The organism is Ureaplasma canigenitalium ATCC 51252 (assembly GCF_000712165.1).
GTDB classification, from domain to species: domain Bacteria; phylum Bacillota_I; class Bacilli_A; order Mycoplasmatales; family Mycoplasmoidaceae; genus Ureaplasma; species Ureaplasma canigenitalium.
Genome location: NZ_KL544010.1, coordinates 1 through 16,315, shown reverse-complemented (window position 1 = coordinate 16,315; position 16,315 = coordinate 1). Strand labels below are relative to the sequence as shown.

The 16,315-nt window shown below is 33.1% G+C and carries 8 protein-coding genes and 2 pseudogenes; 2 read left to right on the top strand and 8 right to left on the bottom strand.

Going from position 1 to position 16,315, the window contains the following annotated elements:
• Nucleotides 1-2: 2 nt before the first annotated feature.
• From T416_RS0102110 to T416_RS04040, 3 genes and pseudogenes are all read right to left on the bottom strand, one after another.
• Nucleotides 3-2,588, bottom strand: a complete 2,586-nt coding sequence (locus tag T416_RS0102110; protein WP_031489170.1) for a valine--tRNA ligase — start codon at nucleotides 2,586-2,588, stop codon at nucleotides 3-5.
• Nucleotides 2,548-3,193 (bottom strand): annotated as a pseudogene (yihA, locus tag T416_RS0102105) (ribosome biogenesis GTP-binding protein YihA/YsxC). Before yihA ends, T416_RS0102110 begins: the two are co-directional and overlap by 41 nt.
• Before the next feature lie 29 nt (nucleotides 3,194-3,222).
• Nucleotides 3,223-3,549 (bottom strand): YneF family protein, encoded by a 327-nt coding sequence (locus tag T416_RS04040; protein WP_031489168.1) that lies wholly within the window; start codon nucleotides 3,547-3,549, stop codon nucleotides 3,223-3,225.
• A 110-nt stretch (nucleotides 3,550-3,659) separates the two neighbouring features.
• On the opposite strand from T416_RS04040, the gene T416_RS0102095 reads away from it, so the two are divergent.
• Nucleotides 3,660-6,605, top strand: a complete 2,946-nt coding sequence (locus T416_RS0102095; RefSeq protein ID WP_169737237.1) for a cation-translocating P-type ATPase — start codon at nucleotides 3,660-3,662, stop codon at nucleotides 6,603-6,605.
• Between the two features lie 65 nt (nucleotides 6,606-6,670).
• Here T416_RS0102095 and T416_RS0102090 read toward each other — a convergent pair whose 3' ends face one another.
• From T416_RS0102090 to T416_RS0102070, 5 genes and pseudogenes are all read right to left on the bottom strand, one after another.
• A complete protein-coding gene (locus T416_RS0102090; RefSeq protein WP_031489166.1) occupies nucleotides 6,671-9,766 on the bottom strand; it encodes a type I restriction endonuclease subunit R in 3,096 nt (1,031 codons plus the stop codon).
• Between the two features lie 14 nt (nucleotides 9,767-9,780).
• Nucleotides 9,781-11,055: a restriction endonuclease subunit S gene (locus tag T416_RS03660; RefSeq protein ID WP_281169484.1), complete on the bottom strand. Its 1,275-nt coding sequence runs from the start codon at nucleotides 11,053-11,055 to the stop codon at nucleotides 9,781-9,783.
• A 47-nt stretch (nucleotides 11,056-11,102) separates the two neighbouring features.
• Entirely contained in the window at nucleotides 11,103-12,398 is a 1,296-nt protein-coding gene (locus T416_RS03655; protein WP_031489164.1) for a restriction endonuclease subunit S, read from the bottom strand.
• Nucleotides 12,391-14,012: pseudogene (locus T416_RS03545) on the bottom strand (type I restriction-modification system subunit M). Before T416_RS03545 ends, T416_RS03655 begins: the two are co-directional and overlap by 8 nt.
• 423 nt (nucleotides 14,013-14,435) lie before the next feature.
• A complete protein-coding gene (locus T416_RS0102070; protein WP_031489163.1) occupies nucleotides 14,436-14,978 on the bottom strand; it encodes a hypothetical protein in 543 nt (180 codons plus the stop codon).
• Nucleotides 14,979-15,289: 311 nt separating this feature from the next.
• Here T416_RS0102070 and T416_RS03540 point away from each other — a divergent pair.
• A partial coding sequence (locus tag T416_RS03540; RefSeq protein ID WP_038079743.1) for a hypothetical protein occupies nucleotides 15,290-16,315 on the top strand: 1,026 nt, incomplete at its 3' end.

The following is a 16,315-nucleotide window of genomic DNA, read 5'->3' as shown; positions in this document are numbered from 1 at the left end:
TTTTATTTTTCGTATTCCTTAATAGATGAGAGAAGAGTTTCCCTCTCCTTTTCATAAGAAGACAATTTATCCTTCTCTTTTTTAATTAAGAAGTCTTTTGCTTTATTAATAAAATTTTGATTAAGAAGAAGAGCATTCGCTCTTTCAATTTCGGCTTCAACAACTTTAAGACGGTCAACTAACCTTTGTTTTAACTCGTCGATATTAATGTTTTTTTCGTAAAATGTCTTAAGTTTAATCCCTTTAAAAATTAGTTCCAGATTGCTATTCTTGATCGGTTCAGTTGTTAAGACCGCATTCACTATTTTCAGTAGTTGATTATAAAGCGAAAGGATGTTATCGTTCATTATTTCATCATCTTTAAAACTAAAAATAAGTTGTACTTTATTACTAATATCCTGTTCTTTTCGTAGAACTCGAATCTTAGTAATAAGTTCCTTCAAGTCAAGCGGAAAACTTGAAACAGGAAGAGTTTGATAAGATGGATATGAGTGAAGAAGAATCGAATCCTTTATCTTAAAAATATTCAAATAAAGTTCTTCTGTAATCATCGGACAGAAGGGATGGAAAAGAATCAACATTTGAAGGAAAACAAATCTGAGAGTAGCTCTCGTTTCCTTTTGATATTGATCATCAAGGTTAAGTATCTTCGTTAGTTCAAGGTAGAATGAGGCAAAATCATCATAAACAAAATCATAGAAAATTTTAGTCGCAACATTAATGTTGTACTTATCAAGATTGTATGAAATGGTCTCGTAAATACTCTGGAAACGATTAAGGATATAAGCATTAATTGGGTGCTTAATCTGATCAAACTGAAATTGATCTTCATTACTCGTATTCTCGTTTACAAAAAGTGCTATGTTGTAGAACTTGTTCATAAAATTAGAAGCACTTCTAATTTTTTCTTCATTGTAATTAAGGTCTTCTCCAATCGTTGATGATGAGTAAAAGAATCAACGCATTGAGTCAAGACCGTGTTGTTCAATGATGTCAAATGGGTCGACTCCATTGTTTAATGATTTTGACATTTTTCGACCAATTGAGTCACGAATTAAACCGTGAATTAAAATATCATTAAATGGTTTTTGTCCTGTCAAATAAACACTAAAGTTAAGCATTCGACTAACTCAGAAGAAAAGAATATCAGAACCAGTCACCATACATTGGTTCGGAAAGTAACGATGAAAGAACTTATCATCCTTCATATATTTACTACAAAATAACGGTCAAATCCCACTTGAGAATCAAGTGTCAAGAACACTCTCATCTTTAATGTAATTTTCGATGTCAGCTGGTGGATTTACACCAACATAAACTTCTTTCGTTACCTTATGATGTCAAGCTGGAATTTCGTGTCCTCACACAAGTTGTCGTGAAATACATCAATCGTCAGTATTCTCAAGGAAGTTAAGAAGTTGAGTATCGAAACGGTTGGGATAAAAATTCGCTTTCTTTTTTTCGTTCTTTTGGATATTGATTGTTTCTTTCTTTAAATTATCCATCTTAATGAATCATTGAGTTGAAAGATACGGTTCAACAACTTCATCAGTTCGTTCACTAAACCCAACCGGTGATACAGTCTCTTCAATCTTAACAATATAGCCATTTGCTTCAAGTTCTTCAACAATATTTTTCCGTGCAACTAATCGATCAAGACCTTTGTACTTACCAGCATATTCATTAAGAGTACCGTCTTCATTCATAATGTTGATGTATTCAAGATGGTGCTTCTTCGCGAGTAAATCATCATTAAAATCGTGCGCTGGAGTGCATTTCATTACTCCTGTACCAAAAGTAATGTCAATGTAGTCATCAAGGATGACCTTCATTCTTTCCCCATTAACTGGGTTGATAAAGATTTTATCGTGGATGTTTTGATAACGCTGATCAGTTGGATTTACAACAAGATATCGATCTCCAAACATTGTTTCAGGTCTTGTTGTTGCGACTATAACGAAGTTTTTTTGATCTTCGGTAAAGTATTTAATATGGTAAAGTTTTTGATTAACATCCTTGTGGATGACTTCAATATTTGAAATTGCTGTCTTAAGTTTAATGTCCCAGTTAACAAGTTTAAGTGCACGGTAAATAAGACCATCATCGTACATTTTGACAAAAATCTTTTTCACTTGATCTCTTACATACTGATCAAGTGTAAAAAGGTAGTGGTGGTAATCAAAAGCAAGACCAATACCTTTAAATTGTTTCTTAATATACTCTTCTTGTTCGTTCTTTCAATTCGAAAGAAGACGAAGGAACTCTTCCTTCGGTAAATCATCTTTTCTTAGGTTCTTTGTTTCCTTTAGCACCTTTTCAAACTTAGTTTGAGTCGCTATCCCAGCATGATCGCTTCCAGGAATAATAAAAGCATCATACCCCTTAAGTTTCTTATAACGAACAAGAAGGTCAGGAAGACTAAAACCATATGCATGACCAATATGAAGGTGACCTGTCACATTCGGTGGGGGAAGAGTAATGACAAAGGGTGGTTTATCACTATCAATATCTGGACTAAAAAGTTTTAGGTTAGTTCAAAGATCCACCTTATTTAAACTCATCTGTTTGTGGTTGTATTTCTTCTCCATTGTTTTCCTTCTCCTTCTTCTTTTTTCTCTTCTTTCACCCGTCAATCAAGGGCAACTTTCTTCATTACTTTCTTAATTAAATCAATATTGACCTTAGTTTTTGTTGAGCAATAAATTAACTGGTCAAGTGAGACATTAAGTGCCTTTGCAATCTTTATTTTATTATTATCAAAATAAGATTTATTAGTTTTATCAATCTTATTTAAGATGACATAATGAAGGTAGTTCTGGTGTTGAAAAAAACGACTCATCTCCTGGTCAATATCGGTGATTACATTAATGTCAACGAGTTGAAAAACCGCAATCAAATTAGGACTCTTGGTCAGGTATGTTTCGATGATTCTTGTTAGTTCATCCTTCTTTTGTTTGTTAACTTTCGCAAACCCGTATCCAGGGAGATCAACTAGTCGAAAGTGGTCAAATTGAAAAAAGTTGATTAATTGTGTTCGACCAGGAGTGTTAGATGTCTTTGCAATATTTGAAGCAGCGAGAGCATTGATCAAGGAAGACTTACCAACATTACTCCGTCCAATAAAACAAATCTCTGGTGTCCTATCGGTATAAAAATGAGTTTCATTCGATGCTGATTTAAGAAATTTCGCCATAATTAAAGAAAAAACGCCGTCAAGCGTTTTTATTTGGTCCCCTTCGTTGCCCGGTGGTAAATTTCATTAACCTGCGCCTCAGTTGGTTTACGACCAACTTGGTTGTAAATCATTCTTATCGTATCCTTTGAAATAGGAGGATTCTTTTTCAATTGCGATTTAAAAAGTTTGACAGCAACAAAATAACCAATCACAAGCCCAGCGATTAAGAATAAAACAATTCCAACAGCAAGACCAATGATGGTAGGTTGAAAGGTGTTTTCAGCATCAGCGATGGCTTCCTGTTTAATTTTCTCGATATCCTCAGCGGCTGCATAGAGAAAAGATGTTACTTGTGAAAATGATAAAAATGACATAATAAACTTCCTTAATATTATTTAATTATAAATGAAAAAAATAACAAGATTTTAAAAAAATTTTTATATAAATTATAATAAATTCTTATATCAGTTAATGAGGTTTGATTTTGAACACCGTAAACAATAATGAAAACAATAAAGGTCTTCATCTCTACAAGACAGACAAGGAAAAAGGTCTGTCGTCTGATGAAGTTTCTTTGAACCAAACTAGGTTTGGTAAGAACAAAATCAAAGAAAAAAAGCGAGAGTCTGGTTTCGTTAAATTCCTAAAACAGTTCCTTGACCCAATGATTTTTCTTTTGATTATCGCTGGTGTTATTACCCTTGTGTTAGTCATTGCATACCCACCAGAGGAGACTATTGAACTTGCGGTTCAATATGCTGAATTTGGGGTAATTATGTTCATTCTTTTCTCAAATACCATCTTCGGTGCTGTCCAGGAGTGTAAAGCAGAAAAAGAAGCAGAAGCTCTTATGAAACTCGCAAGTCCAAAAGCTCGAGTCATAAGAGACGGACAAACAATCATCATAGATAGTGAAGATGTTACCATCGGAGACATAATCGTCATTGAAGCTGGAGACATAATCCCAGCTGATGCACTACTTTTTAATAGTAGTAATCTAGAAATTAACGAATCAATCATAACTGGTGAGAGTACGAATGTCATTAAGGATCACACGAAGGAAGTCGATTTAAACCTTCCCCTTGGCGACCAAATTCAACGAGTTTTTTCCGGTTCTCTTGTTGTTAATGGTACCGGAAGAGCGATTGTGACCGCCATCGGAAACGAAACCCAAGTTGGTTTGATTCAAAAAAGTATTAATGATGTAAAAAATGAAAAAACTCCACTTCAGAAGAAGATTGGAAAACTTTCAAAGATTATTGGTGCTTTTGCAGCTATGCTTTGTATTGCTGTTTTCTTCATTTATATCTTCCTTATCGGAAACGGTGACTGGGGACAGGCTTGACATCCTGCTTTAATTATTGCAATTAGTCTTTCTATTGCTGCTATTCCAGAAGGTCTTGTCGCTGTTATTTCCATTATTCTTAGCTATGGCGCTAAGAAATTAGCAAAACATCATGCTTTAATCAAACACCTACCTGCTGTTGAAACACTTGGTGGTGCAAATGTTATTTGTTCAGATAAAACCGGAACTCTTACTCAAAATAAGATGACCGTTGTTTCTGTTTATCAAAATGGGATGCTAACTGATCTTACAGATACTAGGGCAATTAAATTACTAACCTATGGGTCAATAGACACTAATGTTGGAATTAATATTAATTTAGACAACAATCTTGTTTTTGTAGGTGATCCAACGGAAACATCAATCGTCGAAGCACTATTTAAAAATAACATTGATAAGAGAGATTTAGATATTGAATACCAGCGTCTTCTTGAACTTCCGTTTGATAGTGAACGAAAGTTAATGAGTGTTGTAGTTAAGAAAAACGACCAATACCTTATGATTACCAAAGGGGCTATTGATTCCTTAGAACAAAGGGTCATTTCCGGATTTAATAACGATGTCATCGAAGCTAACCACACATATAGTAATCAAGCTTATCGTGTCCTTGGGGTTGCATACAAAAACTTAACAAAAGATGAAATCAATAATCTATCAACAATCAAAGAAGATAGTCTTTCTTTCCTTGGTCTCATCGCTATTATCGATCCATTAAGAGAAGAGGCTGTCGAAGCTGTCCGAGTCGCTATGGAAGCGGGAATTAAACCTGTTATGATTACCGGAGATCACTTAAATACTGCGGTCGCCATCGGTCGTCAGTTAAATATTCTTGAGAGCAAAGATGAAGCAATTACCGGAGTTGAATTGAACAAACTTAGTGACGAAGAGCTAAATGAAAAAATCGAACATCTTGCGGTTTATGCCCGTGTTAGTCCTTTTGACAAAATCCGTATTGTAAAAGCATGACAAAATAAGAATAAAATTGTCTCAATGACCGGGGATGGAGTAAACGATGCTCCTGCACTTAAACAAGCTGACCTTGGGTGTGCGATGGGGATAACCGGAACTGATGTCAGCAAGAATGCGGCTGACCTTATTCTTACCAATGATAATTTCGCAACCATTGTCCATGCCGTTGATATCGGTCGAAAGGTAATGGACAGCATTAAACGGGTAATTTGTCTTTTATTAACAACCAACTTCGCTGGTCTTATCTCACTCTTTTTTGGAATTTTAATTCTTGGGATAAATCCACACCAAAGTCTTCAAATTTTATGAATCAATGTAATCTCAGAAACATTACCAGGGATTGCGCTCGGTCTTAACTTCAATAGTTCAAACCTAATGAGCAATAAGCCGCTACCAAAAAACGCTCACATCGTCGATTGAAGAATGTGGTTGAAAATTTTATTGCTCGGATTCTTCATCGGGATGACATCAATTCTTCTCTTCTACCTTGGATCAAGTGCACAACTCGCTTTTGATTTCCACAAAATGCGTGAATTATTCAACTCCTTACCATTACTAAAAGAAGCATACAAATTAACACCAACGATTCATCTCAAGGAACAAATTGAACTAATCGAACAGTATGCTCGTGAAGGATCAACCTTATCCTTTATGTTTATGGGATTATCACTATCTTTTAATGCTATTTCCCTTCGAACAAACCATAGTATTATTTACGACAAAATAAAAGAAAGTCGCTTTGTTTACATAAGTTTCATTGTCTCACTTCTTCTCATTGCCTTTGTCACATATACCCCTGTTGTTAATAGCATCTTTAATATGTCACCATATACGATGAAGGAGTATAACTGACTTAATGTCCTTCCTTACATTTTCTTTATCATCCCTGTTTTCTTCTTTGAGTTCCTTAAGCTTAATAAGTATCTAAAACAAAGAAAAACTTTTACTTATAACGGATGAACATACCTTCAATACCAAACTGAAATAAAGAAAATAAAAAAGATGAAAAGAAATCAAAGAGACATTTCTCAGCATGATTTTTTAAACTCGCTCCTTCTTAATAACAAACTAAAATTGAAACTCCTAAAAGAACATTTAGTGTTAAACATTAAATAAAAAAAGTATTTCCTAACTCCTTTTTAAAAGGTGCGGAAATACTTTTTTCTCTATAAAGTTGAGTACTAACTATAATACTTCTCAAAGTAATCTTTTAATTTATCAATCGTTTTCTCTTTTTTCGTTACTCATGGACTTCGTTCCTCACCATCTTTTGCTATACGACTAACTGGTTTAATCACTTTAGTAATATCAGTCCCATACTCATTAAAGGTACCTGACATAAACTGTTTCTCAACGAACTTCTTGGTCTCCTCTTCTCTTAGGTCAAGTTCCTTAACAATCATACTTAGTTCACTTGTTTTTTCTTCAAGTATGAATTTATTTCAGTACTCATAAAGCAAGCTAGCGTCTTCTTCCTTCATAGTGTTAACCTGGTGTAAAAAACGCTCAATCAGATCCTTTTTTGATCGAAGAGAAGGACTTGAATTAATATACATTGGAATAAATAAAGTGATATCAATATTTTCTTGTTTCTCTACTTGTCCCTTCATGATATTAATAATATAGTCTATATTAATGTCGACAGACTTAATTAGTTCAAGCTCAAAAACAACATCATCAATCACACTCTCGCGACCAGGATGTTTTGCTCCCCGATATTTCTGGTGCAATTCAAGGTAAGTACTCTTATAGTCTTGTAGCCTCGAGTCAGGAAGGTATTGGTCGTTCTCAAACTCAATAAACTGTGACAATAAGTTACGGTATCGAAGAATCTCACTAAAGAGTTGGACAAATGCTTTTTCATCCTTCTCCCCGTTTCAATGATAATAAATGTGATCATTGAAACGAAGTCTTAACTCATCAACAAGTTCCTTATACCCTTTAACATAGTGACCAAACTCGTCATGGTAGCCATTATAATAATCATTAAAGTTTCTTAAAACGATAATTGCTGTATCAAGATTATCAGGGTTGGTAAACATTTGAATAGTATTATTAACAATTTCCTCAGATGTGGCAAAACAAACAACATTTCCATTAGACTTAACTTCGTTTAGTATCCGGTTTGTTCGAGACATCGCTTGCAATAAACCGTGATAATTAAGACGTTTGTCTAACCAAAGGGTATTTAATGTGGGTGAGTCAAACCCGGTCAAAAACATATTAACAACAATTGCAAGATCAAGCTGACGTTTCTTTAGTCGTAGACTAAAGTCTTTATAATAACCATTAAAATTTTCACCATTGGTTGAATAAGAAGTGTTAAACATCGAGTTGTAGTCATTAATCGCACCTTGAAGAAAAGCACGATCTGAACTATTCAAATTACTTGTATCTTCGTTATTTTCATCATCAAGAATATCGCAATCATCAACACCTTCGTTTGGTGAATAACTATAAATTAAACCAATCTTAAGTTGTTTACCACTTGGGTTATCCTTCATTTGCTTTCGAAATTCATCGTAATAGAGCTTCGCTGCTTTAATCGAAGAACAAGCTAGGATACTATTAAACCCATTAAGGTCACTCCGCACTTTTTCACCATTATCTATGTTCGTTGTCTTAGACGGACATCCTGCTTTTGTCAATCGGTCATAATCCTTTAGGATAAATTGAACATTTGACTTTATTCTTTGTTCATTCTCCAGGATTTCAAGTGTAATAATATTTGCAACTTCCTTATCCTTGATGTCCTCTTTCACCTTGATGGTATTAACATACTCAATCCGGAATGGAAGGACATTCTCATCCCGGACTGCTTTATCAATCGTATAAGTATGAAGACAAGCTCCGAAGACATCCTTTGTTGTTCGGTAAAGATGTTGGGTTAAAGAAGCATTACTATTTTCATCAAAAATAGGTGTTCCGGTGAAACCAAAAAGCAAATATTTATTAAATGCTTTTTTGGTAATTTTTTTATGGAATTCCCCGAATTGCGAACGGTGACATTCATCAAAAATTAACACAACATTTTTGTTATATACAGGATGATTAGGGTTATTTTCAATAAAGTTATTTAACTTTTGAATGGTTGTTACAATCACCTTTTTGCTAGCATCATTGCTTTCTAGATTCTTCTTTAATTGTTCTTGGTTTCTGCTCCCTAAAACACTATCTTCACAATAACGGTTATACTCCTGCATCGTTTGGTGGTCAAGATCCTTCCGGTCAACAACAAAAAGCACCTTATCAACATCAGGGTTTTCTTGTGCCAGAGTCGATGTCTTAAACGAAGTCAAGGTTTTACCTGACCCAGTTGTGTGTCAAATGTAACCACCTGCATCACGGGTACCTTGAAGACCAGTATTCAAAGATGTCGTAATCTTATTAATAATCTTTTCAGTTGCGACAATCTGGTATGGTCGAAGGACAAGCAGTTTATTTTCTGTTGTTAGAACACAATACTTAATAAGCACATTTAAAATGGTATGACGTGCTAAAAAAGTTGATGCGAAATCAATTAAATCAAAAATCAAATTATTCTTGGTATCAGACCAATACATCGTAAATTTAAAATTATTTGGAGCATTATTAGAAGAACTTACCCCACCTACAAGCGAATTTTTTCGAGTCGTATTTGAATAATATTTAGTATAAGTACCGTTTGAGATTACAAAAATCTGCACATAAGAAAAAAGATGATCAAAAGATTCACGATAACGTGTAATTTGATTAAAAGCTTCCTTTAGATGTACACCTCTTCTTTTTAACTCAATATGAACAAGGGGAATACCATTAACAAGAATCGTCACATCATACCGGTGTGATGTTTTACTATCATCATTAACGGAGCGATATTGGTTAATAATCTGTAAGTAATTATTATGAATATTTTGCTTATCAAGAATCTTAATATTCTTTGTAGTACCATTATCCAAAGTTAAGTTATAGACATAATCTTTCTGAATTTTAAAGGAATAATCAGCTAAGTTCTGATTTTTATTTAATAAGTATGAAGAGAGAAAAGTTTCATATTCAGCTTCACTAAATCGATAATTATTTAAACGTTCAATTTGTTTTCTTAAATTAATCTTTAAATCATCAATATGGTTAATGCTAAGATACTCGTATCCTTGACTAATTAATTGATCAATTAAAGCTTGTTCAAGTTCTCTTTCTGTTTCAAAATGACGATTATTACGAAATGTACTATCACTTTTAAATTCCGCAACAACAGTAGAATAATCATTCCAAGCGAGTGGTGTTTTCTCTTTCATATTAATCCTTTCAATTAGCATTTGAAATCAAATATTTTATTTAAATAATAACTATATTGTAACTTAGAAAAATCAATCAATTTAGGTAACCCATTTTTAAGGTCATTAACAAAGTTATTAAACTTGTCTAAAATAGAAACAATCTGCTTTTGTACTGTGATCGGTGGAACTATGATGTCAAGTTCAAGGACAAGAGACATATCTGGGTGTTTTACACTTGCTCCACGATAACACTCGCTAATAATATCAATCCTATTTAATAAGTAGTAATAAAGAAATTTAAGATTGATTGTAGAAGGGTCAATTAATGTCATAAGAATATTATTGCTATCGATAAAGTAACCTTTATGGTACTTAAGATAAGCCCTTCCCCCGGTTGGAATCGATACAACTTCTCCGTAGTTAATGTTTTTATCACTATCGATATATGTTGTATATCCATCAAATTGACCACTCGAAAGAAGACGAACTGTTCCATTTGTGTCTATTGGATATTGTTTCAATTTTTCATTTTTAATGTGTTTAAAAGGAAAGATAGTTTTTTGCTTATTCTTATCAATTCCTTTAAAACGTCTATCAAAATAAACAAGTTGGTAAAGTTTTTGAACTGTAAAATTATTTTTTATATGATTACTTTTACCGTTTTCTATTGTTATTTCATCTTTAGATAATTTAAATAATAAATCATCAATAAGACTTAGATATTTATTATTTAATAGCCCCCCCCCGCTTGAATTCTTATCAAAGTCTAACAACAGACTTTGATAAGATTCGTACTGTTTCTTTCTTAGATTAATCTCAAGCGGGAGACCAGTGGTGATGTCTTTTGAATAAGTTTCAAGTTGGTCGAGAATAGTAACTATTTTGTTTTGGATAGAAAGGGAAGGAACGGGGATTTTAATGTTTTCAACTACATTGCTCATTAATTTAGAATTAATACTTGATTTATTAACAAGTTTAGGAAAAACGATTTTGGCAACATAGGATAAATACTTTACATTTAAAACTGAAGTGTCCTTAATCTTCAGTATTCCGCAAACATTGGTAACCGAAAACTTGCCATTCCTATAAAACACAGTTCCAGCATAACCATCAGTTGTTCAGGTAACATATTCACCATCAAAATCATAAGTGCTAATCTTTCCAAGAACCCCATCATTTAATGTTTGTGATGAGTAGACTGGGAAAATACCTGGATTTTCTTTGATGTAAGGTTTTGAGTAAACTTTTCCTCGAGTGATATCGCAAAGTTCACCAATTTTATAAAGTCTAACTTCTCTATTAGATAACGAGAGTTGGATAGTTAATTTATTAAGGAGTTCTAGATAGGCATTATTTAATTCCCCCCCCCCCCGCTTGAATTCTTATCAAAGTCTAACAATATATTTTGATAATATTCGTATTGTTTCTTTCTTAGATTAATCTCAAGCGGGAGACCAGTGATGATGTCTTTTGAATAAGTTTCAAGCTGGTCGAGAATAGTAACAATTTTGTTCTGGATGGAAAGGGAAGCAACTGGGATTTCAGTTTCCATTAATTTTTGAAAATGTCTTGCATATTTCCCTGTTTTTTGATAAAAATTCATCAAAGCATAATAAAGAAATTTTGGGTTTATTTTCGTTTCATCGGCTTTTAATACTTTAATACCATCAGCACCTTGAAAAAACGGAAAATCTATGTATTTAAAAATTTCTGTATGATCACCAAAGATAATATATTTAGCTTCTTCAAAATTTCCTGAAATTTCATTAGTATATCCTGAAATATAATTTGCACCTTGGTCTACAACCGGAAAATTACCATTTTTTAAGTATTTGTTTTTTAAGATTTTCTTTTTGGCAGTAATGCATTTTATATAATCAATATCCTTGATCTTTATAAATTCAAAAAACATATTTATATTTTGATCAATAATTGGATTTGGGTAGTTTCCCTCTTCCGGTAAATACTTTAAAATCCGGTCTAAAAGATCAGTATTGTTATCAAAATCAAGGATTTTGTTTAAGTAGTAACTATACTGTTTGTCACGTAGTTCAAGTTCCTTTTCAAGTTCCTTTTCAAGTTCCTTTTCAAGTTCCGTAAATTTATCCAAAATTTCTACTATTTCATTTTGGATGGAAAGAGGAGGAACATTAACCATCATTTCACAAATTTGAGACATATCTGGATGCTGAATTGATGAACCACGAAAACAATTTTGAATAAAATTAATGCTATTAAGAAGGTAATAATAAAGGAATTTTAAATTAAGTTGATTGTTGTCTTTTGAAGACATAAGGATATTTAAACTATCAATAAAATATCCTTTGTGATATTTAATAATGGCTGAACCACCTGAAGGAATGGTGATAATTTCTCCAAAATTAATGTTAGTATCGTCTTCTTTAAAGTTTGTATACCCATCGAATTGACCAGTTGAGAGTAGTCTTACATCACCATCAGGTGTTAGTGGATATTGAGTTAATTCATTTTTGGATATATGTTTATAAGAGAGAATATCTTCTTTTTTTTGATGTTTAAAATCCTTAAACTTTTTATCAAAATTAACTATTTCATATAATTTGAATTTTTGATAATCAAACTTTGTACTTACTAAATTTTTAACTTTTTTCAAAAGTTCTATACTACTCATCTTCTCTACCTTCAAGCATCTCAACAATTTCGTCAATCCTTACTCGAAGGTCATTGATATTCTTCGCAACTTCTTTAAGTTTGCTATTTAAATCATTAATATTAATGTGTTCTTTTTCATCATCGCTTGAAACATAAAGATTAACTGATAAATTAAAATCGTTAGCTTTTATTTCCTCAAGGGAAACATAATGACTAAAATTATCTACATCGTTTTTGTTTCGTACAGCATCGACGATTTTATCGATATTTTTTTGAGTCAGTTTATTTGTTTTTGTTTCTTTGACAAACTCATCTTGAGCATTAATAAAAAAGACACCGGTATCCTTTTTGTTTTTTCTTAGAACAATAATACATGTCGAAATCTCAGTTCCAAAAAAAAGATTAGTTGGAAGTTGAATAACGGTGTCAAGTATATTGATGTTTTCAACAAGATATTTCCGGATTAACTTCTCACTCTTATTAACCCGGTAAAGAGTTCCAGGGAAGGAAACAATAGCAGCTGTTCCAGAAGACGAAAGATGGTTAACCATATGAAGAACGAAAGCAAAGTCGGCATATGATTTAGGAGCAAGCGGTGCGACAGCAAAACGCTCATCATTCGCAAGCAACGGATTGGTATCACCATCCCATTTAATGCTGTAGGGGGGTTCGAAACGATGGCGTCAAATGGTTTTTCATTCATATGTAACGGATTTAATAAGGTGTTACCAAGACGAATATTAAACTTCGAATAATTAATGTCATGAAGGAACATATTAATCCGTGCAAGGTTATATGTTGTCAAGTTAATTTCCTGTCCACTAAAGGATTCCTCAACATTATCTTTACCAAGGATTTTCGCATACTTAAGAAGTAAAGAACCAGAACCGCAGCACGGATCGTACACCTTATTAATTTTCTTCTTATCTCCTTTATTGGGATCATTAAAGTCAATTAAGGTAAGTCTTGCAAGTAGTTCAGAGACCTCTTGTGGGGTAAAAAACTCACCACCTGATTTCCCAGCTCTTGAGGCATACATAGCCATTAGGTATTCGTATGCATCACCAAAGACATCAATCGTATTATCCTTATAGCTTCCAAGTTTTAAATCTGCGATATGGGTAAGAATGTTAAGTAATTTCTTATTTCGCTCGTTAACAGTCGCTCCAAGACGATTATTATTGGTGTCAAGATCACTAAAAAGTCCACGGAAATCCTCTTCCGAAGGAGAACCAATCGCAGATGCTTCAATTTCACGGAAAACTTTATCAAGTGTTTCATTTAGGTTCTCATTTGTTTCACCATTCTTAACTACATTAACGAATAATGAAGACGGTTTGATGAAAAAACCTTTTTCATCAATAATCGAATTGACAAAATCCGAATCTAACACACGACTGTCTTCGATATCTTTGTAATCAAAATCAGTATTTCCAGCCTCGTGTTCTTGGTTATTGATATACTCGGTAATATTTTCTGAAATAAAACGATAAAACAGTGTAACAAGGACATACTGTTTAAAATCTCATCCATCGACAGCGCCACGTAGGGTATCAGCGATTTTTCAAATTTGGTTGTGAAGTTTTGCTCGCTCTTCTTCCTTTTTATTTTCCTTTATAGTTTCCTTTTCCATCCTTACTCCTTCTTATTAGATAAAACTATTTAACCTAGATAATGCATCATACTTAGTTTTTTTATCATTAACTAATATAATCGTATTATATTTATTCTTTTCTTTATCATAAATCAAACCTTTCCATATCAATCAATTATTCATACATAAATAATTGAAGTATCTTTATCAAAGAGATAAAAAATCTTACTTCTAAAGCATTTATTAACCATTAAAAAAGGACATACGATAAAAAGAATCATCCTGGAGACCTTACCTATCTCTTGTCTAGGATGAGAATAACTTCAAATCAAGCTAAAAAATCTTTCTAGGTAAACATAGCATTTACTTTAAGTTTGATTCACTGAAAGGATTCAAAAACTAAAAAGGATGAGAAAAATGTTTCTCATCCTAGACTGTTATTAATAAAAGGAATCTACTATTTTATTTCAATGTCAAAAAGGAACCTTGATGATGAACAGGATTTCGCTTTTTACTATTATGCTTCTTTAATATACTACTTACAATACAATAAACAATCATCGTAAATACAACTGGGGTTATTGAAAGAAGAGTAATAAAGATTTTTCCAACTGAATGTCTTACATACAGCGGTGTTTGATAAACATAAATAGGACTACCAACATATGAAATAATCGTGATAAGATAAATCAAAATAAGAAGGGATAAAATGGTGATTACAAAATAAATTTGATGCTGTTCTTTATATGTGACATAGTTCTTGATCATAAAGGATAGTAATAAAATAGCAATGAAAGCAAAGAAAACAAGATAGTAGTATCCAAGTGGAAAGAATCCCCAATAAGATATTAGTGTAAATTGTGTGTCGGGACTAAATTTCGGATCAATTGTTTTAACTTTTATATCTTTTAGAGCAAGAGAAAGAATTAAGACTAAAACAATATTAATAAAAATTATCTCAAGTGAACATCGTAGCAATTTTTTAATTTTTTCGTTTTGGATCATAAAAAGACTCTTAATTTAATCTTACTTGTAGATTAGAACCAAAGTGGAATCATTGACGATATAATCCCGATACCAAAGGTAGCGGCTATTTTTTTTTCTTATTATGCTCCTTTTAATTATGTTATATCACTAAAAAAATTAATGGTTTAGTTCTTGTAACCATTATTGTAGAAAAAGACAAAACTCCAGTTCCACCTAGCAAGAAGGAATTAGATTCATCAACAAGTAATCAGATTCCCGATGTCGATGATGACTACAAAGACCTTGATGCTGAAGATTTAAACGGTAAACTTGACCTTGAAGATCCTACGGTGGAAACCGAAGAGGATGCTCCTCCACCAACCGATGCTGATGAAAGTAAAACAATTCTTTACATTAGGAAAGTTAAAAAACCGATCATTCGGATAAGAATGAACGGAAAGACGGTTTCACTCCTAAGAATGAAATTTACTAGCCCTATGAAAGTCAAAGGGAAACAGATTAAAATCTCCCTTGTTGAGGAAGCGGAGAAAGACTCGATTGGTGATGTTTCATCCTACACTAGTGATCCAGCTACGGTCAAAGAAGACGGAAGTGTCGACTTTCCTTTTGATACCATGAAAATCCGAGTAACCTATAAGGTCGTTAAACTGGAATGTGTTGATGATCCTAGTATTAATGACCAAATAGATACTGATGAAAATAGTAAATCTATCCAAGCTCCACAGGAAAACCGACCAACCTTCAATACCTTTGATAAGGGTAGAGAAGCGGAGGAAATAACCGCTTCTGATGTGATTACTACTAACATCGTAACTGACTACGGAAAAGACTTTAAACTAAGTCGTCAGTCAGCATCCGGCTCTCGTCCTGGGTTTTACAATACTACTATTTATCTCTATAAAAATGGACGAGAGTTTACCAACTTAAATAAGAACTACCGAGTGACCGTTACCCTAAAACAACGACCAATCGGGAATGATACACGAACATACGAGGCCGAAAGTACGATTGACCGAAAACTGTACAAGGATACCCAGATATCTGGTCTCGTTCATGCGAACGGTGGTGCTCTTGTTAAATGGTACCTTCATAACAAATACGGTTCTTATATTGCGAACGAACGTTGGTTTGATTTAATTGCTGTCACCATCTATAAAATTGATCCGGAGAAAAACATCTTAAACAAGATTAAGACGATTGATTTAAAAGCTGAAGGAATTATTGTAAGAAGTCAAAATTCCCATGCTAACAATGAACACTTCCCTCATGCTTACGATCCCGATGGTGGATACCTAAACCCAACCATCAAGGGTCCACGGGACAACATTACTGATGAACAAATTAACGAAGTACTT